18 protein-coding genes are annotated in these 24,423 nt (G+C 40.6%); 2 read left to right on the forward strand and 16 right to left on the reverse strand.

From position 1 onward, the window contains the following. Positions 1-140 precede the first annotated feature (140 nt). The gene (relA, locus tag CXF74_RS01030) at positions 141-2,354 is read right to left on the reverse strand and encodes a GTP diphosphokinase (protein ID WP_101080546.1); all 2,214 of its coding nucleotides are present in this window, start codon (positions 2,352-2,354) and stop codon (positions 141-143) included. Positions 2,355-2,533: 179 nt separating this feature from the next. After that, positions 2,534-3,868, reverse strand: coding sequence for a 23S rRNA (uracil(1939)-C(5))-methyltransferase RlmD (gene rlmD / locus CXF74_RS01035; protein WP_101080547.1), 1,335 nt, complete (start codon positions 3,866-3,868; stop codon positions 2,534-2,536). 111 nt (positions 3,869-3,979) lie between these two features. On the opposite strand from rlmD, the gene barA reads away from it, so the two are divergent. Further along, positions 3,980-6,757: a two-component sensor histidine kinase BarA gene (gene barA, locus CXF74_RS01040; protein WP_101080548.1), complete on the forward strand. Its 2,778-nt coding sequence runs from the start codon at positions 3,980-3,982 to the stop codon at positions 6,755-6,757. Here barA and CXF74_RS01045 read toward each other — a convergent pair. From CXF74_RS01045 to rplU, 4 genes are all read right to left on the reverse strand, one after another. Further along, positions 6,754-7,848 carry a mechanosensitive ion channel family protein gene (locus CXF74_RS01045; RefSeq protein ID WP_101080549.1) on the reverse strand — a complete coding sequence of 365 codons (1,095 nt, stop codon included), beginning with the start codon at positions 7,846-7,848 and terminating at the stop codon, positions 6,754-6,756. The genes barA and CXF74_RS01045 overlap by 4 nt on opposite strands. A gap of 82 nt (positions 7,849-7,930) precedes the next feature. Further along, positions 7,931-9,106: an Obg family GTPase CgtA gene (gene cgtA, locus CXF74_RS01050; RefSeq protein WP_101080550.1), complete on the reverse strand. Its 1,176-nt coding sequence runs from the start codon at positions 9,104-9,106 to the stop codon at positions 7,931-7,933. A gap of 155 nt (positions 9,107-9,261) precedes the next feature. Continuing rightward, positions 9,262-9,519 carry a 50S ribosomal protein L27 gene (gene rpmA / locus CXF74_RS01055; RefSeq protein WP_101080551.1) on the reverse strand — a complete coding sequence of 86 codons (258 nt, stop codon included), beginning with the start codon at positions 9,517-9,519 and terminating at the stop codon, positions 9,262-9,264. A gap of 16 nt (positions 9,520-9,535) precedes the next feature. After that, positions 9,536-9,847 carry a 50S ribosomal protein L21 gene (gene rplU / locus CXF74_RS01060; RefSeq protein WP_101080552.1) on the reverse strand — a complete coding sequence of 104 codons (312 nt, stop codon included), beginning with the start codon at positions 9,845-9,847 and terminating at the stop codon, positions 9,536-9,538. A 344-nt stretch (positions 9,848-10,191) separates the two neighbouring features. On the opposite strand from rplU, the gene ispB reads away from it, so the two are divergent. After that, positions 10,192-11,163 carry an octaprenyl diphosphate synthase gene (gene ispB / locus CXF74_RS01065; RefSeq protein WP_101080553.1) on the forward strand — a complete coding sequence of 324 codons (972 nt, stop codon included), beginning with the start codon at positions 10,192-10,194 and terminating at the stop codon, positions 11,161-11,163. A 335-nt stretch (positions 11,164-11,498) separates the two neighbouring features. Here ispB and CXF74_RS01070 read toward each other — a convergent pair whose 3' ends face one another. The 10 genes from CXF74_RS01070 to CXF74_RS01135 all read right to left on the reverse strand — a co-directional run bounded on the left by CXF74_RS01070 (position 11,499) and on the right by CXF74_RS01135 (position 24,423). After that, a complete protein-coding gene (locus tag CXF74_RS01070; protein WP_101080554.1) occupies positions 11,499-12,812 on the reverse strand; it encodes an adenylosuccinate synthase in 1,314 nt (437 codons plus the stop codon). A 150-nt stretch (positions 12,813-12,962) separates the two neighbouring features. Next, positions 12,963-13,829 carry a protease modulator HflC gene (gene hflC / locus CXF74_RS01075; RefSeq protein ID WP_101080555.1) on the reverse strand — a complete coding sequence of 289 codons (867 nt, stop codon included), beginning with the start codon at positions 13,827-13,829 and terminating at the stop codon, positions 12,963-12,965. A 2-nt stretch (positions 13,830-13,831) separates the two neighbouring features. Beyond that, positions 13,832-15,010, reverse strand: a complete 1,179-nt coding sequence (hflK, locus tag CXF74_RS01080) for an FtsH protease activity modulator HflK (RefSeq protein WP_101080626.1) — start codon at positions 15,008-15,010, stop codon at positions 13,832-13,834. A gap of 99 nt (positions 15,011-15,109) precedes the next feature. Further along, positions 15,110-16,402, reverse strand: coding sequence for a ribosome rescue GTPase HflX (gene hflX, locus CXF74_RS01085; protein WP_101080556.1), 1,293 nt, complete (start codon positions 16,400-16,402; stop codon positions 15,110-15,112). Between the two features lie 131 nt (positions 16,403-16,533). Beyond that, complete coding sequence (hfq, locus tag CXF74_RS01090; protein WP_101080557.1) at positions 16,534-16,764, reverse strand: RNA chaperone Hfq; 231 nt, start codon at positions 16,762-16,764, stop codon at positions 16,534-16,536. Positions 16,765-16,907: 143 nt separating this feature from the next. Beyond that, a complete protein-coding gene (miaA, locus tag CXF74_RS01095; RefSeq protein WP_101080558.1) occupies positions 16,908-17,831 on the reverse strand; it encodes a tRNA (adenosine(37)-N6)-dimethylallyltransferase MiaA in 924 nt (307 codons plus the stop codon). After that, positions 17,824-19,794, reverse strand: a complete 1,971-nt coding sequence (mutL, locus tag CXF74_RS01100; RefSeq protein WP_101080559.1) for a DNA mismatch repair endonuclease MutL — start codon at positions 19,792-19,794, stop codon at positions 17,824-17,826. The genes miaA and mutL overlap by 8 nt, the downstream gene beginning before the upstream one ends. Before the next feature lie 20 nt (positions 19,795-19,814). Then, on the reverse strand, positions 19,815-22,454 hold the full coding sequence (locus CXF74_RS22965; RefSeq protein ID WP_332870261.1) for a LysM peptidoglycan-binding domain-containing protein: 2,640 nt from the start codon (positions 22,452-22,454) through the stop codon (positions 19,815-19,817). Next, positions 22,451-22,921 (reverse strand): tRNA (adenosine(37)-N6)-threonylcarbamoyltransferase complex ATPase subunit type 1 TsaE, encoded by a 471-nt coding sequence (tsaE, locus tag CXF74_RS01130; RefSeq protein ID WP_101080560.1) that lies wholly within the window; start codon positions 22,919-22,921, stop codon positions 22,451-22,453. The genes CXF74_RS22965 and tsaE overlap by 4 nt, the downstream gene beginning before the upstream one ends. Further along, the gene (locus tag CXF74_RS01135) at positions 22,921-24,423 is read right to left on the reverse strand and encodes an NAD(P)H-hydrate dehydratase (RefSeq protein WP_101080561.1); all 1,503 of its coding nucleotides are present in this window, start codon (positions 24,421-24,423) and stop codon (positions 22,921-22,923) included. Before CXF74_RS01135 ends, tsaE begins: the two co-directional genes overlap by 1 nt.

Below are 24,423 nucleotides of genomic sequence, written 5' to 3' on the forward strand. Positions count from 1 at the left end.
GGTTTAAGATTATTAATACTATTTATAGGCGAGGTGCTCTCATGAAACAAAATTAAGGCACGTGAAGTTGTAACCATCGGTTGTAAACATGACTTACGAAGAGGCGGAGCTTGTTACTCTGCCTCTATTTATCTACATCACTATAAACGTCTTACCCCAGAAACATCTTTTAACTGCTTTAACTTAGTAATTAATTTTCCAATATCATCACTATTATAAACTTCTAAGCTCATATCAATAATCGCCGATTGATGCTTAAGGTTCGTCATACTATTCACCCCAAGTACATTCACTTTTTCGTTCGATAACAAAGTAGTAATATCTTTTAATAAACCGCTACGATCCAATGATTCAAGGCGTAATGTTAATGAATAACCCGATGAATGTGACTCGCCCCAACTTGCTTCAATAATACGTTCAGGGTGTGCATCACGCAGATCAGCCAATTGTTCACAATGCTTACGATGAACAGAAATACCTCGCCCTTGCGTGATATAACCTTCGATATACTCACCAGGTACAGGCTGGCAACAACGTGCCACGCTATGCATCAAATTACCCACACCATCGATGATAATGCTGCTACCACTTGGTTTAGGCATAAAGCTTTGTTTACGCTTTTCTAATGCTTCAAGTGCAGCTAAATCTTGCTCTTCAAGGGTTTGCTGATGATGATGCGCATCTAAAAAATGCACCAATTGGTTTAAACGTAAATCACCATTACCTACACCGGCAAAAATATCATCATCACTACCCACATTAAAGCGTTTGATAGCCGGTGATACATCGGTTAATTTAAGTTTTATTTTATGTAATTCAACTTCAAGCAATTCACGCCCAGCATGAATGTTTTTATCGCGATCTTGCAGCCTAAACCAGGTTGCTACTTTATGACGCGCACGTGGGGCATTGATGTAACCGAGGCTTGGGTTTAACCAATCACGGCTTGGGTTAGATTCTTTTTGAGTGAGGATTTCAACCTGATCACCGGTTTTTAGCTGATAGGTAAATGGCACAATATGATTAGCGATTTTCGCGCCGATACAACGATGCCCTACTTGGCTATGAATATAATAAGCAAAGTCTAACGGCGTGGAGCCAGCCGGTAAGTCGATGACCTCACCTTTAGGCGTAAAGACATAAACTCTATCATCAAAGACTTGGCTTCTTAATTCATCAACTAAATTCTCGCTATCGGTTAAATCTTCCTGCCAAGCCAGTAATTTACGTAACCATGCTATTTTTTCTTCGTAACCACCGGCAGACTTACCACCGGCACTGCCTTCTTTGTATTTCCAATGGGCAGCGACACCTAGCTCAGCATCATCATGCATCTGCTGTGTGCGAATTTGTACTTCAATCGCTTTACCTTCATCACCCAATACAACCGTATGAATAGACTGATAGCCATTAGGTTTAGGATTAGCAATATAGTCATCAAATTCACTAGGAATGTGGTGCCACATAGTATGAATCGCGCCTAAAGCAGCATAACAATCTTGCAATTTTTCAACCACCACACGCACCGCGCGCACATCAAAAAGTTGCTCAAATTCGAGCTCTTTCTTCTGCATTTTTCGATAGATACTATAAATGTGTTTAGGTCGCCCGTAAGCATTACCCGTTACATTCATTTCCACCAATGAATGTTGAACTTTATCCACAAAGTCTTGAATATAGTTTTCACGATCGATACGTTTTTCTGCCAGTTGCTTGGCTAATTTTTTATAAATTTCAGGCTCAAGATAACGAAAAGAGAGATCTTCCAATTCCCATTTTAATTGGCCAATACCCAAACGATTGGCTAACGGTGCGTAAATAGAGGAGATTTCACGTGCAACTAATACTTTGGTTTCTTCATCAGCGACTTTGACTTGGCGAAGATAACAGATACGTTCCGCAAGTTTAATCACCACAGCACGTACATCTTCAACCATCGCCAGTAACATATGACGCAGGTTATCAACCTGTGAAGCGGCTATTTTAGTCGAGCCTTTATTTTGTAATGCGCGAATACCTTCCATATCCATCGCACCTTTCACTAACTTAGCGATGCGTTTAACCCACATCTCATCAACTTGTTCTTGAGTGAGGATTTGATGGTCTAACAACGGAAAAATAAGTGCCGCGTTTAAGGTGTCCATATCCATATTAAGCGTCACTAAGATTTCGACCATCTCAGTGCCTAGCTCTAACAATGGTAATTGATCTGGTTGTGCACAGAGCATGATTACCTTTTCATAGTTTTCTAATAGGCTTTTTTGATCTTTCTTGCTTAAGTCCAAGGTGGTTACCCACTTGGTTGGATCTTTCTGTGCCGTTTGAAAAAAATGTGTATCACGAACTGAAACCATCAAAAACTCCCAAATATATTTACAAAACTAATACTTAGTGAACAAAATACTTCATATCAAAAATAAATGCGCAGGGATAAACCATTTATGTTTACTTCAAGGCAAAAAAGCACAATTTATTACTCTAAATGTGTACTTTCCAACTAAGAAATAGACTTATATAGCGATAGCCTAAACATTTATTTTATAAACAGTGCCATTGATTCCATATGCCCAGTTTGTGGAAACATATCCAATAAACCTAGTTTATCCAATTTATAGCCTTTGTCTAACAATAGCTGACTATCGCGCGCTAGAGTAACCGGATCACATGATACATAGACAATGTGTGACGGTTTAAGCGATATAATAAAAGGAATCGACTCAAAGGCGCCCGCACGTGCAGGGTCTAACAATACTTTAGTAAAAGACTCATTAGCCCAAGGCTGTTTAGTCAGGTTTTCTGCACTTAAATCGGCTTGGAAAAAAGTGGCATTAGTTATCTCATTTGATAGTGCGTTTTGTGTCGCTCTATCAACCATTTTTTGCACACCTTCCACACCTACCACTGACGCAACTTGCTTAGCAATCGGCAGGGTAAAATTACCTAATCCACAAAACAAATCTAATACTTTGTCTTGTTTTGTTAAAGCTAACCAGTTCAATGCCTGCTTAACCATTTTTTGGTTAACACCTTCGTTGACCTGTAAAAAATCAGTCGCACTAAAATTAAGGTTACATTGCCAATCAGGTAACTGATAGGTTAACTCACTGACGCCACTTAAACAGTCAAGCTGTGTTTTAGAAGGCTGACTAAAAAAGTTAAGTGTATGCTTTTCAGAAAACTGTTTAATTAATTGCACATCACTCGCAGGTAATGCTTTTAAGTGGCGCAATAATACGATTGCCCCCTGATCGGCCCAAATCATTTCAACGTGGCCTAAATCAGCTTTACTCTTTAATGAATTTAATAATGCTTTTAAAGGCACAATTAGCGCTGCTAATGGCGCTTTTAAAACAGGGCACACCTGTTGCTCAATCAGGTCATTACTTAACGCACGACGAAACCCCATTGCTACTTTTTTAGTTTTTCTATCGTACTGCACACCTAAACGCGCACTACGTCGATAACCCCATTCATCTGATGTAATCGCTGGCGCAAGCTGGCTCGGTACTTTCTTGGCAAAACGAGCAAACAGATCCATCAAACCAGAGGCTTTAATCGTGACTTGGTTATCGGCAGAAGTATGCTGAAGATGACAACCACCACATTGTTCATAATGCGGACAGCTCGGTGAAACTCTATATTCACTCGCTTGTTTTATTTTAGTTATTTTACCTTTGCTATAACGTTTTTTACTTTCTGTCACCTGCACATCAAGCTCTTCACCAATTAAGGCACCTTCCACAAAAAGAGGCTTGTTTTGGAAAAAAGCAATACCGCGACCTTGATGATCTAATTTTTCCACTAATACATTTTTTAAAATGTGACTTTTTATACTATTTTTGGGTGATGCTTTAAAGAACTGAGCCATAAGTAATTCACAGGTAAGAGAAGCTATGCCATCATAGCTTTACTGATTGTATTGTCACACAAATCAGCATAAATGCATTCATTTCCTCGACTAAAAATTAGAAAATAAACTATGACAAAATATGGTCTGCGCGCACAAGTCATCACCTACACTATTTTACCAACGATACTAATTGGTGGATTACTGGCGACTTATTTTACGATTCACCGTTATATGCAAGCCAATGACTTCCTCATTAACCGTGCTATCAATATTACTGAGCCACTCGCGATTACCAGTGAATACGGAATGCAGGATGAAACGCGGACTATTTTAAGGCGTATTTTGGGGGCAACCCATCGAAAAAACAGTGAAATGATTAAAAGTATTGCGGTCTTTGATGCGCAAAACAAAATGTTCGTCACCAGTAACTGGCATCGTAATTTCAAGTTATTAAAAATAGAACAGGGACAAAGCATCCCAGAAATAACCCAAGTAATACACCATGCTGACAGTATTGTTATTCAAACGCCCATTATTGATGAGTCAAATTTTTTAGAATATCAACTTACCTTTGACCAACCCAGAAAAGTAATGGGTTATGTCTCCTTAGAAGTTACCCGCACACAGGTAGATTTATTACTTTTCCGTGATGCGGCTTTCTCAATCATTGTGGTGTTAATTGGCATCATGGGCAGTTTATTTATTGCCTTAAGGCAAGCAAAACGTATTACCGCGCCTATTTCAGAAATGGCATCAGTGGTAGAAAAGATCAGTTTGGGGCGTCTAAACTCGCGTGTTGAAGGCGAATACACAGGTGAAATAGCCTCATTACAAGACGGTATTAACCAGATGGGGCTGGCCATGTCGACCCATCACGAAGAGATGCAAGACAATATTGACCAAGCAACCAGTGAACTACGTGAAACACTGGATCTGATGGAAGTACAAAATATTGAACTGGATATTACCCGAAAAGATGCGCAACAGGCAGCCTCAGTAAAATCAGAGTTTTTGGCTAACATGAGTCACGAATTACGTACGCCACTAAATGGGGTGATTGGTTTTGCAAGGCAGTTACTCAAAACCCAAATGACCATTAACCAAGTCGATTACCTGCAAACCATCGAGCGTTCTGCGGGTAACCTATTAAACATCATCAATGATATTTTGGACTTTTCAAAACTAGAAGCCGGTAAGCTCACACTCGAACATATCCCCTTTGACCTGCGCGAATGTATTGATGAAACCATGCATTTATTGGCGCCAAGTGCCCACGAGAAAAAACTAGAGTTAAGCATGATGATTGACTCTGAAGTACCCTACGATGTGTTGGGTGATGCCATGCGTCTGCAACAGATTCTGACTAACTTGATTGGCAACGCTATCAAGTTTACTCAAGAGGGCAACATCGAGGTACAGATTCAGCGTATCGAGCAAGAAAATGATGTCGATGGTAATGTCACGCTTAAAATAATGATTTCTGATACCGGCATTGGTATCTCTGAGAAGCAGCAAAAACAGCTATTTAAAGCCTTTGGTCAAGCAGATACCAGCGTAACAAGAAAATATGGCGGTACGGGTTTAGGGTTGGTTATTACTCAAAAACTAGTCACTGAGATGCAAGGTAGTATTGATCTTGTTTCAGCGCCGAACCAAGGATCTACGTTCTGGTTCACCATTGAAATTGAAAAGAATAGCCATAGCCCATTAGAAAGACTGCCGCTCACACAGCTAAAAGAGCAAACCATCTTAGTTTACGAGAGTAATGAATTTGCCTCTCGCGCCTGTTCACAGCTACTTAACCTGTGGCAAACCACCCTTACTTTGGCAGAAACAGAACATCAGTTAAAGCGTAACCTTAACAAACAGTATGACAGTATCGTAATAGGCCATAGTCAATGTGAGAACTTACAACCACTGCTCAGTCATATTCAAAAAGCCAAAAGCTTCACTAATAATATTGTGGTGTTAATCAACTCAAGTGATCCTAGTGTGTTTGAGATGATCCAAACAATGGGTGCAACACATTGTTTAAGTAAGCCGATAAACCATAAACAGTTAGCAAACGCACTCGTTGCTGATCAGCTAGCCAGCCAAGAAATTGTCTTACCTAAGAACCTGCCCTCTTTAGTACGTAAAGATATTAACGTGATGGCGGTAGATGACAATCCGGCTAACTTGAAACTTATCCAAGCCATGCTAACAGACAGGGTTAACCATGTTACAACCTGCGTCAATGGCCAGATAGCCGTCGACCAATCTGCCCTGCAAAAGTTTGATCTGATCTTTATGGATATTCAGATGCCAATATTAGATGGTATTAGTGCTTGTCTGCGTATTAAAGACGGTAAAACTAATCATGAAACACCGATTATCGCCGTCACAGCCCATGTATTACCCGGTGAAAAAGAGCAGTTCTTACAGCAAGGCATGGACGATTGCTTAGCCAAACCCATTGATGAGTTAGCACTACAGCAAATAATTAACCGCTGGACACCTGACGCTAAGATATTAGAAAAACAGAGCAATGAGCAAAACACATTAACTGTCGCAATGGTTAACACACTCCTTTCCTTTGATTGGCAATTAGCACTAAAACAATCAGCAGGAAAAGAAGATCTCGCAAAAGAGATGCTGGCTATGCTGATCAACGATTTTGCAGAGATAAAAGAGAGTGCCAACAAAGCCATTGATGGTAAAATTGATAATGTGCATTTTGCACAGATCATTCATAAGTTTCATGGAGGCTGTAGTTACAGTGGTGTACCTAAGTTGAAGAAAATAGCGGGAGTAATTGAACAAGAACTAAAACAAGGTATTAGCCCAGACTTGTTAGAGCCTGAGCTATTAGAACTATTAGATGAGCTTGATAACGTCGAGCAAGATGCGCAACCGTATCTTAGCTAACTATCTGATCTACCTTGCAAGGCAGTTGCATCAAAATGTAACTGTCTGGTTGGGAAAGCAAATTCAGCATTATTCTTAGCAACAATCTCAGCCACTTTCAGTAACACATCTTGCTTAATATTATGATATTTAACCCAGTTCGTCGTTTTAGTAAAAGTATAAATAAAGAAGTCTAAAGACGAGTTATTAAACAGGTCAAAATTAACAATCAAAGTCTGCCTGGTATCAATTTCAGGATGATTACTTAACATCTCGCGCACTTCATTAATAATTTTATTAATCTGGTGAATATCACTGTAACGCAAACCAAAATTTTCTTTAATACGTCGGTTGCTCATACGTGAAGGATTTTCCACGACAATTTGAGTAAACAGACTATTAGGCACATATATTGGGCGTTTATCAAAAGTGCGAATACGCGTTACACGCCAGCCGATATCTTCAACAGTCCCCTCAATTGACTTATCTGGACTGCGGATCCAATCCCCTACTTTAAAGGGTTTATCCATGTACACCATCAATGCACCAAACAGGTTAGATAACAGATCTTTGGCTGCCATACCAACCACTAATCCGCCCATACCACCAAACGCTAACACACCTGAAACACTCACCCCTAGGGTTTGTACAACCGATAAGATAACCACCACGACCAATGATAGCTTGGCTAATTTAGCCATTGCCGTCACCGTTGTAGTGTCTTTATCGTCATGAGCAACAAAGGTGGACTCTGCTTTACTCACTAAACGTAAAAATGCCCAACCGACTAATAACAATATCGATATTTTCTGAATGAGTGGCAGGTAATTTGAAATCAGTAAGTCTTCGCTAGCAGCAACAACACGTAACGCCATTGATCCGCCCATTAAAACAATCAACCAATTAACAGGACGCCATACGGCGAACCAGACAATGTCATCCCATTGGTTTACTGTACGCTCAATAATACGATGTGTTTTTTTAGTGAAAGCACGCCACATCAGCTGCAATAGCAGTGTGATAGCAAGTACCATGGCAAAGTTACCCACCCAATTACCAATATTAAGTGCGATTAATAATTGCTGTAAATATAATTCAGCTTGTCCGATCATTTTTATTCCTAAAAGTAAAAAACCTCGCTTTGATAGTATCAAAGCGAGGTTTTTTTATGAATACAATAGTGTGGTTAACGTCTTAATCTCTAACGTAAATCACTTCCATTGTTTCTTCATCTTCATCCCAATCGTCATCTTCTTCATCTTCTTCAACAAAGTTTTCGTTAACTTCATCGATAGCAGACTCATGGTAATCATCCCATTGGAATTCAACTTGCTGACGTTCTTCTTCAGCTGTGAATTCTTTTGGCATATCTTCAAGATGATCAGCAACATTCTGACAAACTCGCTGAGTACCTGTTTTCGAGATAGCTGCAACTTTATAAACAGGACCGTCCCATTCAAGACGCTCGATAACTGATTGCATAACAACTTCAGCTTCTTCAGGTAACAGTAGATCTGTTTTATTGAAGATTAACCAACGCTGTTTACTTGCTAATTTAGGGCTATGTTTTCTTAGCTCTTCTAAGATGATTTCAGCATTATCTGCAGGATCAGTACCGTCTGCTGGTAATAAATCAACCATATGTAGCAATACACGACAACGCTCTAAGTGACGTAAGAAGCGCGTTCCTAAACCAGCACCTTCAGAAGCGCCTTCGATTAATCCAGGAATATCAGCAATAACAAAACTGCGTCCATGTCCCATACTTACAACACCTAAGTTTGGTATAAGTGTCGTAAATGGATAATCAGCTACTTTTGGTTTAGCGGCAGAAACACTGCGTATAAACGTAGATTTACCTGCATTTGGTAACCCTAACATACCTACATCGGCTAACAACAATAGCTCTAATTGTAAGTTACGAACTTCACCCGTTGTACCATCAGTCTTCTGCCGAGGAGCACGGTTAGTACTTGTTTTAAAACGTGCGTTACCTAAACCGTGGAAACCACCTTTAGCGACTAGTAACTTTTGACCATCTTTAGTCAAATCACCAATCACTTCACCCGTATCTTCATCACGAGCACGTGTACCAACTGGTACTGGAATAACTAAATCTTCACCACGAGAACCTGTACAGTCACGAGTCTGACCATTTTCACCACGCTCTGCCGCATAAAAACGTACAAAACGGAAATCAACAAGCGTATTTAAATTTTCATTAGCTTGTAGGTAAACATCACCACCATCACCACCGTCGCCGCCATTAGGGCCACCACGTGGGATGTATTTTTCTGTACGAAAGCCGACACAGCCATTGCCACCATCTCCAGCGTCAATCTTAATTTTTGCTTCATCAACAAACTTCATTACAATCTCCAAGAAAAACATGCACAACATTTTTTGTGCACTGATTATACCTATTTCTATTAAACATAGATCACATTTTTATGGGTAATAGAGATAGATAAGTAAAAAAAAAGCCCCGCATAAGCGAGGCTTTAGAATTTTATTCCGAAACTGAATTATTCAGCAACGATGCTCACGAATGAACGTAGTGGTTTACCTTTCTTTTCGAATTTAACTGTACCAGTTTGTTTCGCAAAAAGAGTGTGATCTTTACCAAGACCAACATTTGTACCAGCGTGGAATTTAGTACCACGTTGACGTACAAGGATGTTACCAGCTAATACAGATTCGCCACCAAAACGTTTAACACCTAAGCGTTTACTTTCTGAATCGCGTCCGTTATTAGTAGAACCACCAGCTTTTTTATGTGCCATTTTTAATAACTCCTAATTAAGCGTTGATCGCAACGATTTTAACTTCTGTAAACCACTGGCGGTGACCAGCTGTTGTACGAGAATGTTTACGACGACGAAACTTAACGATTTTAACTTTTTTATCACGGCCGTGTGCAACTACTTCAGCAGTTACTTTACTTCCGTCTACGTATGGAACACCAACTTTGATGTCGTCTGCGTTTGCTACTAGAAGAACTTTATCAAATTCAACAGTTGCGCCAGCTTCTACATCTAGTTTTTCCAAACGAAGAGTTTGTTCAACAGCAACACGGTGTTGCTTGCCACCACTCTGGATAACAGCGTACATGTTTATTACTCCGTTCAGGCGTCTCGTGCTGTTCATCTTAGGAACCAGCATCAAGAGCACACTTATTAATCACAATGGTTGCGGAGTCTACGGCAATTGATATCACTTGGCAATGTTATATGGCAAAATAAATACAAATATTTTTAGCTTCTATTTGGCACTTAAAACAATAAAACACAAAAACACAAAATACACTTAACTTTCAGTCAGTTACAACAAATCTTATCAATAAAAACAGAAACCAAATTAGTTCTTATATTTTCTCACAACAGAGTTGAGATAAGCCTCATAAAGGGCAATAATAAGCACCTATTTTTTTGCGCTTAATTCGGAACAGTTACTTCATGGATATTAAACAGATTCAGCAATTATCAAACGGTGAAATGTCACAGGTTAATGCATTAATCCAAGCTCAATTAACATCCGATGTTGCACTGGTCAATCAACTAGGTTTTTATATTGTTAATAGCGGTGGTAAACGTATTCGCCCATTAATTACTATTTTAGCCGCTAAAGCGCTTGATTTACATAATGAAAAAACCACCAAACTGGCTGCTATTATCGAGTTTATCCATACTGCTACGTTATTACATGATGATGTGGTTGATGAATCAGACCTACGTCGCGGTGAAAAAACGGCCAATGCTTTGTTTGGTAATGCAGCCAGTGTATTAGTCGGCGACTTTTTATATACACGCTCATTCCAAATGATGACGGACCTGCAAAACTTGAAAGTGATGAATATCCTTTCTAATGCAACTAACATTATCGCAGAAGGTGAGGTTTTACAGTTAATGAACTGTAACGACCCAGATACCACTGAAAAAAGTTATATGGATGTTATCTACTTTAAAACAGCGAAGCTATTTGAAGCGGCGACACAATTGGTTGCAGTATTAGGCGAACAGCCTGAAACTATCGAAACGGCATTACTTGATTACGGCAAATATCTCGGCACCGCTTTCCAGCTGACCGATGACGTGATGGATTACAGCTCAGATGCTGCTGAAATGGGTAAAAATACCGGCGATGATTTAGCAGAAGGCAAACCAACATTACCTTTACTCTATGCAATACAGCACGGCACAGAAAAACAAGTTGCGCTTATTCGTGAAGCGATTGAAAAAGCCAACGGCATGGAGCACTTTGATGAAATCATGCAAGCACTGCATGAGACTAACGCATTAGAATATACAAAACAGCGTGCGCTTGAAGAAGCAGACAAAGCGATTGAAGCCATCTCTATTTTACCAGAGAGCGAATATAAACAAGCGTTGATCAGCCTTGCGCATTTAGCAGCTGACCGAAAAAACTAAATTAAAAGAAAGCTGTCAGTTTTTCGCTGTCAGCTTTCAGTCAACACAATCCCCCTCCTTGCACTTCCACCGCCTATATTACTAACCTCAGCATCCTGTAAAGATAAAAGACACCTTAAGCCACTCTTTCACAAAGTTAATAACAAAGCCCTTATTCTGCCTTACACTGCGCTTAATGGGAGGGTCATGCCAATGAACTACAAATCAAGTTCGCTGAAGCGCCTTAATTTACATTTATCAGGGTAGGTAAATAGCATCAGACTCTTTACACCTGAATTTTAGGTATAAAAAAACCGCATGGCCGAGGCGATGCGGTTTTTAGTAACAATCAATAATTAGTTAAACGGATTAACTTGAATCATTGTTTCGTTACGATCAGGACCAGTAGAAATAATATCCATTGGTATACCTGTTAACGCTTCTAAACGTTTGATGTAAGCTTTAGCATTCTCAGGTAATGCATCGTAAGATGTCACACCGTATGAGATTTCGCTCCAACCAGGCATTGTTTCATACACTGGAACAGCAACTTCATAGCCGTCTGCAGACATAGGTGGTACGTCAACAACTTTACCGTTAGGCATAGTGTAGCCAGTACAGATTTTAATCTCTTCTAAACCGTCAAGAACGTCAAGTTTAGTTAAGCAAAAACCAGTAATACTGTTTAGTTGTACGGCACGTTTAATTGCAACAGCATCAAACCAACCAGTACGGCGTAAACGACCTGTCGTTGCACCAAATTCATGACCAACAGTCCCTAAATGGTGACCAGCTGGATCTAATTTATCAACGCCATCATAAAGCTCAGTTGGGAAAGGACCCGAACCAACACGTGTTGTGTAAGCTTTTACAATACCAAGCACATAGTCAAGGTGTGTAGGACCAAAACCACTACCCGTAGCAACGCCACCAGCAGTTGTATTTGAAGACGTTACATAAGGGTATGTACCGTGATCAATATCAAGCAATGTACCTTGAGCGCCTTCAAACAAGATATTTTCACCACGTAAGCGGGCTTTATCTAATTCATCAGTTACGTCAATGATCATTGTCAGTAGAAGCGGTGCCATTTCGATCATCTGTGCAAGCACATCGTCATAACTTACTGCGTCTACTTTGTAATAGTTCACTAATTGGAAGTTATGGTATTCCATGACTTCTTTTAGTTTCACTGCAAATGTATCCATATTGAATAAATCATCAATACGTAAACCACGGCGAGAAACTTTATCTTCGTACGCTGGACCGATACCACGACCTGTTGTACCAATTGCTTTATTACCACGGGCTTTTTCGCGCGCGATGTCTAATGCAACATGGTAAGGCAGAATCAGTGGACAGCCTTCACTAATGAACAAACGTTCTTTAGCTGGAATACCTTTATCAGTTAGCATGTTCATTTCTTTGAACAAAGCATCAGGTGCTAATACTACGCCATTACCGATAACACATTTTACGTTTTCACGTAGGATGCCTGATGGAATTAGGTGAAGAACAGTTTTCTCTCCATCAATTACAAGTGTATGACCTGCATTGTGTCCGCCTTGATAACGAACTACCCATTGCGCTTTGTCTGTAAGTAGGTCTACAACCTTACCTTTACCTTCGTCACCCCATTGAGTGCCAAGAATTACTACGTTTTTTCCCATCAGAATCACATATCTCTAGCGAATTAAGCGGGGATTTTAGCAAACATTAATTACCTTGATCAATCTCTTTAATCATTAAATGAGCTTTAGTTTAAATTTCAGGCGAAAAAAAAGGGCGAATAGTTCGCCCTTTTCACCGCAAAACAAATATTAACCTTTAGAATTCATAAACTTAAAGAACTCAGAGTCAGGACTTAATACCATTACATCATCTTTACCAGAAAAGCTTTTTTCGTATGCTTTCATACTACGTAAGAAGGCAAAAAAGTCAGTATCTTGTGAATATGAGTCCGCATATATCTTAGAAGACTGTGCATCTCCTTCACCACGGACCTCTAAAGAGCTTTTATTTGCTTGTGCTAGCATAATCGATACCTTGCGATCTATATTTGCACGAATCACTTCAGATTTTTCTTGGCCTTGCGAACGATGCTCCCTTGCTACCGCTTGACGTTCAGCACGCATACGCTTGTAAACACTGTTACTGACTTCATCGGGTAAGTTGATTTTTTTGATGCGAACATCAACCACTTTGATACCCAGTTCAGATGAACGTGCCATGCGTTTAAGTGCTGTTTCCATCACTTCACCACGTTTGCCGGAAACGATCTCTTTAATCGTATGCGAACCAATTTCGTTACGCAGACCATTATTTATTTTACGTTTTAGTAATGCTTCAGCTTGCATTTTATTACCACCTGTTGCTAGGTAATAAACCGCTAAATCCTCAATCTGCCACTTCACGTAAGAATCGATGATTAAATCTTTTTTCTCAGAAGTAACAAAACGATCTGCTTGATCATCAAGTGTCTGAATACGTGTATCCATGATACGAACAGAATCGATCATAGGGACTTTAAAATGTAATCCAGCTGGGTAAACAACGGGTTTACCTTCTGCATCACGTTTTACTTTACTAAACTGCATCACGATACCGCTTTGCCCTTCAGATACAACAAAGGCACTACTGATAAACGCTAAAAATAGTAAGACTGGTAAAATTAATAATTTATTCATAATTACTCTCTCCCGCTACTGCGGCTACTACGAGAAAATCTATCACTCGTCGACGAACGCTCATCTTTATCTGCTTTCTCATCTGCACGAGAACGCGTCTCAATTTCAGTTGAATAAGCCGCTTTTGGTGTTGTACCTTTACTCATTAGTTTGTCTAGTGGTAAAAACGTTAAGTTACCACCTGCTTTATTATCAATTAGCACTTTAGAGCTATTAACCAATATCGACTCCATTGTTTCGATATAAATACGTTGGCGTGTCACTTCTGGGAATGCTTGATATTCAGGTAATAAATTATTGAAACGTGCGACTTCACCCTGCGCTTTTAAAACAACACCTTCGCTATAAGCTTGTGCTTGTTGCTCGATACGTTTTACCTGACCACGTGCAATTGGCTCTTTCTCACGTTCATAAGCTTCCGCTTCACGTACAAAACGTTCTTCATCTTCTTGTGCTGCGATTGCATCATCAAAGGCTTCTTTAACCTGCTCTGGCGGACGTGTTTGTTGTAAATTTACATCTACAATTTCAATACCTAAATCATAAGGAGCAATGATTTTATCAACCATTTCCCATGTATCTTGGCGTACCACTTCACGACCCGTTGTTAATACATCATCCATACTTGAATGACCAACAACAAAACGTAATGAGCTATCTAATGCTTGTAACAAGCTGTTGTCAGCGTTAGTTACGCTAAATAGATACTTTTCAGGGGCAACGATACGGTATTGAACTTCCATTGCTACGGTCACAATGTTTTCATCTTCAGTCAGCATGAAACCCGTTGTTGGCATAGTACGGAACGCTTCAACGTTGATCGGAATGATGTTATCAATAAACTTTGGATTCCAATGTAATCCAGGTTCAACTTGACTATGGTAAGCGCCAAAACGTAGTACAACACCACGATCTGATTCTTTCACTGTGTACCAGCCACTGACAAACCAAACGACAAATAACAAGGCAACAACAGCAATCACAACAAATTTACCGCCACCGCTCTTATTGTTACCACTGCCTGATGAAGGTTTTTTACCAAATAATCCACCGAACAAGTCAGCGAGTTTTTGAAACACAACATCTAGATCAGGTGGTCCCTGTTCATTTTTCTTTTTATCGCCATTTTGCCACGGGTCTTGATCTTTTTTACCATCTTTACCCGGTTCATTCCAAGCCATCCAAGCCATTTTAGCCCTCGATATTTAAGTGATTAAATTAGAAATATTAATGTAGCAATGATCTTAACAAGAATAAAGCTACTATGACATATTATGTTATTATTTATTTTGTACAATACAGGCTTCAAGCGCACCGTCAAACTGTTTTCGTAAGCGTGATAAGTCGACATTATTGATGCGAATATCTAACAAACAATCTCCATTTTCAGCGTAACTTTCGTTTTCAATACAGTTTAATGTATAAAACGCAGCGCGCAATTTCCCTTGTGCTGGGGGCAATGCCATCTGTAACGCACGTATTTGACCAGAGAGATGCGCCGTTAATGCTTCAAACAATAATGGCACGCCCTCACCGGTTTGCGCAGACAACCAAACACGTGTTGGTTTTCCCTGTTCATCAAAATCAATATGTGGAGACACATCATCCAGTGCATCAATTTTATTCATAATCGTTAACTGGGGCACATCACCGGCGTCAATATCCGTTAAGACGATTTGCACGGCATCAATATTTTCACGGTAGTTTTCATCTGAGCAATCCACTACGTGTAATAGCAAAGTCGCTTCACGTGTTTCTTGTAATGTCGCTTTAAATGCAGCCACCAAGTCATGCGGAAGATGACGAACAAAACCTACCGTATCTGCAAGAATACAGTTACCCACATCTTCAACGTCAATCTGGCGTAATGTGGGGTCTAATGTGGCAAAAAGCTGATCGGCAGCATAGACGCCCGCATTGGTTATCTGATTGAATATCGTTGATTTTCCGGCATTGGTATAACCGACTAATGAAACCGTTGGTACTTCTGCACGTTGACGCGCACGACGGCCTTGATCACGTTGTTTGGCAACTTTTGCTAAACGTCCTTTAATCGCAGTAATTCTTGCGCTTAATAAACGTCTATCGGATTCCAGCTGTGTTTCACCAGGACCACGCATGCCGACACCACCTTTTTGTTTATCAAGATGAGTCCAGCCACGAATAAGGCGTGTTGACATGAATCGTAACTGTGCCAATTCAACCTGTAATTTACCTTCGTAGGTACGTGCGCGTTGTGCAAAAATATCTAAAATAAGCGCCGTTCTATCAAGCACTAAACATTGGCAAAGCGCTTCTAAATTACGTTGTTGAGCAGGAGTGAGTGAGTGATTAAAGATGACAACATTAGCACCTAATGTTTGTACGGTATCGGCAACTTCTTGTGCTTTACCCGATCCTACAAAATAACGTGCACTAGGGACTTTACGCGGACCCGTTACAACACCGATGGTTGCAACGCCTGCTGAACTTACTAATAATTTAAGTTCGTCGAGGTCTTCTTTCTTTTCGTCATCAGAAAAAGTGATATGAACTAAAACAGCCTGTTCACCGGCTTCATAACGATCAAACAATTATATAACGCTCCAAAAAATGAAAAATAGTGAGCAATCATCCTACCATAGAGGATTTAATTTGGGCTAAAAAAATGGCTTGCTCCGATATATATCAGAAGGCAAGCCAGAAGTTTATCTAATTATTTATTTTACTGTTCAACATGTGGAATAGTTGGCACTGAACGCGCAGGCACAACCGTCGAAATAGCATGTTTGTAGACCATCTGACTGACTGTATTTTTCAGTAAAATAACAAACTGATCAAATGATTCAATTTGTCCCTGAAGTTTAATGCCATTTACTAAATAAATTGCCACCGGAATACGCTCTTTACGTAATGTATTCAAGAATGGGTCTTGTAATGATTGTCCTTTAGCCATCGTCATTCCCTAATTATTTTTATTATTAATTTTTAGTGAAACCAGTATAAACAATGATTAAATAAAAACCGATTTGAATGTTAAATTTTTGATCAGTAACACTTTCTGACCCAATCGGTAGATAGTGAGTAAAAGACGGTAACCTAACCTAACTCGGATTTACATTTATCAAAATTACTTTCGTCGCTACTTTCAAGCCAAGTGATCTCCGTTTTCCAGCCACGAAGCCAAGTCATTTGACGCTTTGCAAGTTGCCTTGTTGCAACAACACCACGAAATATCATCTCTTCATGGTCCATTTTACCGTCGAGATATTCCCACATTTGTCGATAACCCACACAACGCATTGACGGTAAATCTAAATGTAAGTCACCACGTGCACGTAAACGTTCAACTTCTTGTTCAAAACCCGCCGCTAACATCAGGTTAAAACGGCGTTCGATACGTTCATGTAACACCTTTTTGTCACTCGGTGCGATGGCAAATTGTTTGAAATTAAAAGGTAATGGATCACTTTTCACCTCAGTTAATTGCGTCATGCTTTGACCTGAAATTCGGTAAACCTCAAGCGCACGTGATAAACGCTGTGGGTCATTAACATGAATACGTTTTGCTGAAACAGGATCTATCTCTGCTAGTTGGTCGTGCATATGTTGCCAACCAAATTCCGATGCCTCTTTTTCAAGGGCTTCGCGAATAGCGGGATTTGCACTGGGTAATGGCGATAAACCATCCACTAATGCTTTGTAATAAAGCATAGTGCCACCGACTAAGATGGGCGTTTTTCCACGGCCGATAATTTCATGCATTAAACGGATGGCATCATCACGAAAGTCACCGGCTGAATAGGCGGCTAACGGGTCGATAATATTGACTAAAGCATGTGGTGCTTTGTCCAGTTCTTCAATCGTTGGTTTTGCTGTACCAATATCCATTTGTTTATAAATCAGCGCTGAATCCACACTGATAATTTCACAGTTGCATTCAGTGGCTAAACGAATAGCCAGATCTGTTTTCCCTGATGCCGTTGGCCCCATTAAAAAAAGAACCGTTGGGAAATTATTCATCTGAAAAACCTTGTAATAAAAGTGATAAGTCGGGTCTGATATAGAGCGACTCTTGCGCGAGCAAGGATGCCTCTGAAAATGAGACTAATAAAGGTTTTATTTCGCTTATGTCGAAAAGCTTGTCTTTATTTAATTGTTTCACCATAAAAGAACAAAAATGACTGACTTGTTGTTCACTCATTTCCGTCTCTGTGCTGGTACTACTATTGGCATTAAGATCGCGCAGATAACCAAACAAAAGTGGCAATACTTTTGCGATAGGCGCCTGACGAAGCAGTGCAGGGACTTTACTAATAATGAGCTTGCTGCCCTGCTTTTTAAAGCTAAAACCAAAACGTGTAAATAACATGCTGAAGCGTTCGCTAATCTGTAAAGTAAACTCATCAACCTCAATACGCACAGGCAATAATAAAGGCTGTGATATTACTTCGCCATATTGCCAAGCATCCATTAACTGTTGTTGTTCAAGGTAACGAGAGGTGGCACTTAATGAGACTAATATCAGCTCTTTTTGCGAGGTCAATTTGATTAATGCGTATTTATTTTTAATTAAATTAATCACCTCAAAATGCGCTTGTTGTGTATTTATAGCTGAGGCAGCTAAAGGCTGATGCGCTTCACTGACAAAATCACAATACGCATTCACTTGTTTATCGTCTAATGGTGCAGCCTGATAACTCGGTCGATAAGCCGGTTGTCGACTCGCACCAGCCCCACTATTACTGCCAGTACCACTGTTGCTACTACTCCCAGCATGATTTCCCATGTGCTGATTGATAGAAGGCCCAGACTCAGTGACGGTATTGATAGGTTGCGTAAAGTCTGTCGGACTATTTTCATTGATAGGAATGTTGGTATTCGTATGGATATGGGCATTGGTATTAGCTTCAGGCAAAGAAAGCATTGCGGGTTGATAACCATGCTCTGCGCGTTGATGCGCCTCGTTTGCACTTTCGCTGTTGAGCGTTGTCGCTAACGTACTCACGATATAGTCATGTACCCAACGCGCCTGATGAAAACGTACTTCATGCTTTGATGGATGCACATTGACATCAACCTGATCCGCAGGGCAATTAATATAGATAACATAACCGGGGAATTGTCCGTCAGGTAATAATCGTGCATAGGCTTGCTTAATGGCATGATTAACCAATTTATCGCGGATCATGCGCCCATTAATATAACAAAATTGCACATCACCTAAAAGGCGCGGTGAAAGCCTGTCGGAGATCCAACCTGATATTTTTAGTGGCGACTTTTCATCTTCAAAACCTTCGCTTTCAAAGGCAAGTGCACTTTTCACAAAGCTCTCACTACAAATAGCGGCTAAGCGTTTATCTATTTGTGTTGCCGTCTGTGCTGCTCGATATTGGCGAATCACTTTACCATTGTGTTTTAACACAAAACCGATTTCAAAAGAGCTTAAGGCAATGCGACGAATCAATTCGTCAATATGTTGGAATTCTGTTTTTTCTGTTTTTAAAAAACGACGTCGTGCGGGGGTATTAAAAAACAAGTCTAATACTTCAACCGTCGTGCCCTGTGGATGTGCAGCAGGTTGGATATTAACCTGCATATCTCGCCCTTCGGCAACCGCTTGCCAAGCTTGTTCTTGATCGCTAGGTTTGGAAGTAAAAGTTAAACGAGAAACTGAGCTGATACTAGCCAGCGCTTCACCACGAAACCCTAGGCTGACAATCGCTTCTAAATCATCAAGATGGCTAATTTTACTGGTGGCATGGCGACTTAGCGCTAAGGTTAATTGGTCTTTGCATACCCCTGAGCCGTTATCTTTGATACGAATACATTTCGCACCACCCTTTTCGATATCAATCTCAATACGTGTTGCACCCGCATCTAAGCTATTTTCGATTAACTCTTTGACCACCGAAGCGGGACGCTCGACTACCTCGCCCGCTGCAATTTGGTTAGCAAGACGAGCGGGTAAAATTTGAATAGCCATGTGTGTGGGATCCAGAAAATTTAAGTCGTAGGGATAGTCAGTAGCTGTCCAATGGCCAGCGAACTTGAACGCAGTTTATTCATTGATTTAATTTGTGACGCCGTAGTGCCATAACGCTTAGCAATCACAGATAATGACTCACCACTACGCACTTTATGCGTTGTTAATTTACTCGCTCCAGCGGGGATTTTAATTTTCTGACCCACTGACAGTGTCGTAGAACGTAAGTTGTTATGTTTCTTTAATACCGAAGAGCTGGTGTTATAACGTGCAGCAATCACCGATAGTGACTCGCCACTACGCACTTTATGAACCCTTGCTCGGTTTGATTTGTTTTGTGTTTTAGCCACATAACCACTACCCGGTATTTTAATTTTTTGACCGATTGAAAGTGATGTTGAGCGTAACTTGTTATACGTTTTTAACTCATTAGTGGTTTTGCCATAACGCTTGGCAATCACTGACAATGACTCGCCACTTTTCACTTTATGAGTCGTTGCTTTGGCGACCTTAGCAGGCGCTTTAACTGCACGCTGCGCCACTTGAGCACCGCTACCCGGAATTTTTATCTTCTGGCCAACCGCTAACGATGTTGAACGTAATTTGTTATAACGTTTTAGCTCACTGGTTGTTTTGCCATAACGCTTAGCAATCACAGACAATGACTCGCCACTTTTCACTTTATGTACTGTCGGTTTGATGACCTTAGCAGGCGCTTTAACTGAACGTTGAGCCACTTGAGAACCGCTTCCCGGAATCTTTATCTTCTGGCCAACCGCTAGCGATGTTGAACGTAACTTATTATAACTTTTTAGCTCAGAGGTTGTTTTACCGTAACGCTTAGCAATCACAGATAACGACTCACCACTTTTCACTTTATGTACTGTCGGTTTAATAACCTTAGCGGGCGCTTTAACTGCGCTCTGAGTCACTTGATAAGTGCTACCCGGAATCTTTATTTTCTGGCCAACCGATAATGACGTTGAACGTAACTTGTTATAACGTTTAAGTTCACTGGTACTTTTTCCGTGATGCTTAGCAATCATCGACAACGAGTCGCCTGCACGGACTTTATACACAGTGGCTTTAGTGGTAACGGTTTGTCTAACACCCTGCTGCGGGATTTTTATTTTTTGCCCAACGGCTAAAGACGTAGAACGTAAATTATTGTATTTTTTAAGCGCGGTTGTTGTTGAACCATAACGCTTAGCAATAACTGAAAGCGACTCTCCACTTTTCACTTTGTGCACTTTAGCTTGGCTTAATACTGATGTTTGAACCGGCACAACCGGTTTTGCATCTCGTTTCACAACAAGCAGATAGTTAGACGGGATTTTTAATACCTGACCAATACGCAGATTCTTTGATTTTAAGCGGTTATGTGATTTTAACTCACTGCTACTGACGCTATAACGCGAGGCCAGAATAGACAACGACTCGCCACTACGCACCGTATGTTTGATAACACGTTTTTTTTGCGCAAATAACGAGTCATGAGGTGGCGATTCTCTAAAGTGTCTATAAATCCCTTTAAAGACGGCTGTTGCTACCTTGTTCTGATATTCCGCTTGATTGAGTAAACGCTCTTCACGGTGATTGGTAATAAAACCCGCTTCAACCAAAATTGAAGGGATATAAGGTGATTTAAGTACCGCTAAGCTGGCACCCACTGGTTTCTTTTTATGTAATTTGGTTATCTGTTTTAATTCTTTTACCACTAAATTACCAACATCCGAGCCTACTTGCATCGAATTGGCTTTAGACATATCAAAAAACACTTTATTCAAAAATGGCACACTGCTTGCGCTATCACTTGACTCACCTTTACCACCGAGTAACTCAGAATGCACTTCGTGGCGCTCTATACGGCGACCCATTTCAGAGTTTGCACGGCGATCAGAAAGTATCCATACCGACGCACCACTTGGTTGGCTTGAGGTAAATCCATCGGCGTGAATCGAGACTAAAAAGTCTGCTTTTCCTTTGAAGGCTAATTCAGAGCGTTTATTGAGATTAACGTAATAATCGCCAGTACGAATTAAAAAACCACGCATACCCGGTTGTTGATTAACACGTCTTTGTAGGCGTTTAGCGATTTGTAAGGTGATGTTTTTTTCGTAACTAAACTTACCTAATGCCCCAGGGTCTTCACCACCATGTCCGGCATCGATAGCAATAATGACATCTCGGCCCGCCACGCCCGATTGCACAATGGCTTGAGGTTGTTTGCTCTTTGGCCTTTTAGCTGGCGCTTTATGGGGTAAGTCGATCACCAAACGATGACCGTAAGGTTTTGCTGGTGGCAGGGTAAATATTTTAGCTTTACTGGCTTGTTTCAAGTCGACTACTAAGCGGAAAGTGCTTTTATTATTACTCGCACTTTCGCGTAGGTTTTTAACCAATGGGCCTTGATGCGACAATTTTTTTAAATTAACCGAACTCTTAGTCGATTTAATATCAATCACTAGACGGTTCGGTTTTTTCAGATAATGGATCTCGTAATTAGGTTTACTACTGAGATCTAATACAACGCGGGTATTATCAGGAGAAGGCCACGCACGCACACTTTTGAGTTGATTGGCTTGCACAGTGCTAACCGCTAATACCCAAAACGTGATGATGAAAAATATGTTAATAAAAATATCGCGACTTAATTTCATAATTTTTGTAAAACTTGTTTGCCTGTTTCTGTGTTTGCTTGCAATTCAATGACACGCTCTTCGCCATCATAACGTAAGGTTAAATCAATATCCGCTAAGGGTAAAACGCCTTCACCACGTTCAGGCCATTCAACTAAACAGTGGCTGTTGTCAGAAAAATAGTCACGAATACCCATGAACTCTAGTTCTTCGGGATCACCTAAACGATATAAATCAAAATGATAAACATTCCACGTCGCTAATTCATAAGGTTCAACAAGCGTATAGGTTGGGCTTTTAACATTACCCACATGACCTAAGCCTTGAATAAAACCACGTGTTAATGTGGTTTTTCCTGCGCCTAAGTTGCCGTGTAAATAAATACACGTTGCTTTGTCACAAGCGGCACTTAAACGACCACCAAAAGCAACGGTTTGATCCGCGTCGATTAATTTTTCTGTAAAGTTTTCTATTAACGTTTTAGTCATTATGGGTTAACTAACTTCCTGATATATGGAAAAAGATCACTGGCGAGTAGGCCTCGCTCATCGGACTTAGCAGCAGCGTCAGCGGCCAAACCATGGATAGATACCCCTAAAATAGAGGCTTGTAGCGAATCTAAACCCTGTGCTAATAATCCAGCAATGATACCAGAAAGTATATCCCCCATGCCACCACTTGCCATTCCGGGGTTTCCAACATTTTTTACGTAGACCTGTTTACCATCACAAATCAGCGTACCCGCGCCTTTCAAGACCACAACACCACCAAAACTACGTTGCAGATTACGCACTGCACTGAAACGATCGTTCTCTATTTGATTAATCGAACAGCCTAATAGTGTCGCGGCTTCGCCTGGATGTGGCGTTAAAATCCAATTATCTTTCCATGTTGGATTATCCACTAATAAATTTAACGCATCGGCGTCAACCACCGTGGGTAATTCGCTAGCTAACACATAATCAAGCAATGTCTTCCCCCATAAGTCAGTGCCCAGACCCGGCCCGATAGTCAGCACAGTCGCCCAATCACGAATGGCGCCACCATCAAAGCGTTCAATATCGACACCTTCGCCCATTAACTCAGGTCGACCAGAAAGCACCGTTAATAAGTTCTCAGGCAAGGTTAATACTTTCACTAGACCAGAACCACAACGTAGCGCAGCCTCTGAAGCTAATCGAGCAGCACCGGGCATACCAACATTGCCACCGATAACCAATGTTTTACCAAAGAAACCTTTATGGCTAGTACGCGAACGAGGTTGTAAATAATGGCTAACATCCGAATACGTGACACGTGATACCGTACTTTGACATAAAGCCTTAAATTCCTTTTCGACACCTAAGCATGAAAAGTAGATTTCACCACAATATTCCGCAGAACGACCGGTAAACAAACCTTGTTTTAAACCAACAAAACACACAGTAACCTGTGCGTTTACGGCAACCTCTTTAATGGCACCAGTATCTGGATTTAAACCCGATGGAATATCCACACTTAATATGGGTTTGCCTGTTTGATTCATTTTATGAATTAAACGCTGATACTCCGCACGTACCGTGCCTAATAATCCAGTGCCTAACAAAGCATCAACAATAACATCCGCTTTATCAAAGTCAGCTTGTTCGATGCCATCGATAATTCCCTGCTCAACGCGCCACGCATTACGCGCTTCAGCGGCATCACCGGTTAATTCACTCGCATCCCCCACTTGGCAAAGCTGTACCTGCAAGCCAGACTCTTTTGCTATGGCGGCAAATATATAACCATCACCGCCGTTACTGCCCTCTCCTGTTAGTACCAATACATTTTTAGCCTCAGGAAAATGAGACTTAAAAACGTCATAACAGGCTTGACCGGCACGGTTCATTAACCCGTATAAACTGGTACTTGCTTGTTCAGCCGCTAGCCCTGCAAAGTCTTTTATCTGCTGAGCACGATATAAAGAGTGTGGTAAACTGCATTTGATTTTTATCTGGTCAGAAAACAT

The organism is Psychromonas sp. Urea-02u-13, assembly GCF_002835995.1.
GTDB lineage: Bacteria > Pseudomonadota > Gammaproteobacteria > Enterobacterales > Psychromonadaceae > Psychromonas.

Bases quoted from the DNA above. Each gene is read 5' to 3' on its own strand.
- relA (WP_101080546.1), bottom strand. From the start codon at position 2,354: ATGGTTTCAGTTCGTGATACACATTTTTTTCAAACGGCACAGAAAGAT.
- rlmD (WP_101080547.1), bottom strand. From the start codon at position 3,868: ATGGCTCAGTTCTTTAAAGCATCACCCAAAAATAGTATAAAAAGTCAC.
- barA (WP_101080548.1), top strand. From the start codon at position 3,980: ATGACAAAATATGGTCTGCGCGCACAAGTCATCACCTACACTATTTTA.
- CXF74_RS01045 (WP_101080549.1), bottom strand. From the start codon at position 7,848: ATGATCGGACAAGCTGAATTATATTTACAGCAATTATTAATCGCACTT.
- cgtA (WP_101080550.1), bottom strand. From the start codon at position 9,106: ATGAAGTTTGTTGATGAAGCAAAAATTAAGATTGACGCTGGAGATGGT.
- rpmA (WP_101080551.1), bottom strand. From the start codon at position 9,519: ATGGCACATAAAAAAGCTGGTGGTTCTACTAATAACGGACGCGATTCA.
- rplU (WP_101080552.1), bottom strand. From the start codon at position 9,847: ATGTACGCTGTTATCCAGAGTGGTGGCAAGCAACACCGTGTTGCTGTT.
- ispB (WP_101080553.1), top strand. From the start codon at position 10,192: ATGGATATTAAACAGATTCAGCAATTATCAAACGGTGAAATGTCACAG.
- CXF74_RS01070 (WP_101080554.1), bottom strand. From the start codon at position 12,812: ATGGGAAAAAACGTAGTAATTCTTGGCACTCAATGGGGTGACGAAGGT.
- hflC (WP_101080555.1), bottom strand. From the start codon at position 13,829: ATGAATAAATTATTAATTTTACCAGTCTTACTATTTTTAGCGTTTATC.
- hflK (WP_101080626.1), bottom strand. From the start codon at position 15,010: ATGGCTTGGAATGAACCGGGTAAAGATGGTAAAAAAGATCAAGACCCG.
- hfq (WP_101080557.1), bottom strand. From the start codon at position 16,764: ATGGCTAAAGGACAATCATTACAAGACCCATTCTTGAATACATTACGT.
- miaA (WP_101080558.1), bottom strand. From the start codon at position 17,831: ATGAATAATTTCCCAACGGTTCTTTTTTTAATGGGGCCAACGGCATCA.
- mutL (WP_101080559.1), bottom strand. From the start codon at position 19,794: ATGGCTATTCAAATTTTACCCGCTCGTCTTGCTAACCAAATTGCAGCG.
- CXF74_RS22965 (WP_332870261.1), bottom strand. From the start codon at position 22,454: ATGAAATTAAGTCGCGATATTTTTATTAACATATTTTTCATCATCACG.
- tsaE (WP_101080560.1), bottom strand. From the start codon at position 22,921: ATGACTAAAACGTTAATAGAAAACTTTACAGAAAAATTAATCGACGCG.
- CXF74_RS01135 (WP_101080561.1), bottom strand. From the start codon at position 24,423: ATGTTTTCTGACCAGATAAAAATCAAATGCAGTTTACCACACTCTTTA.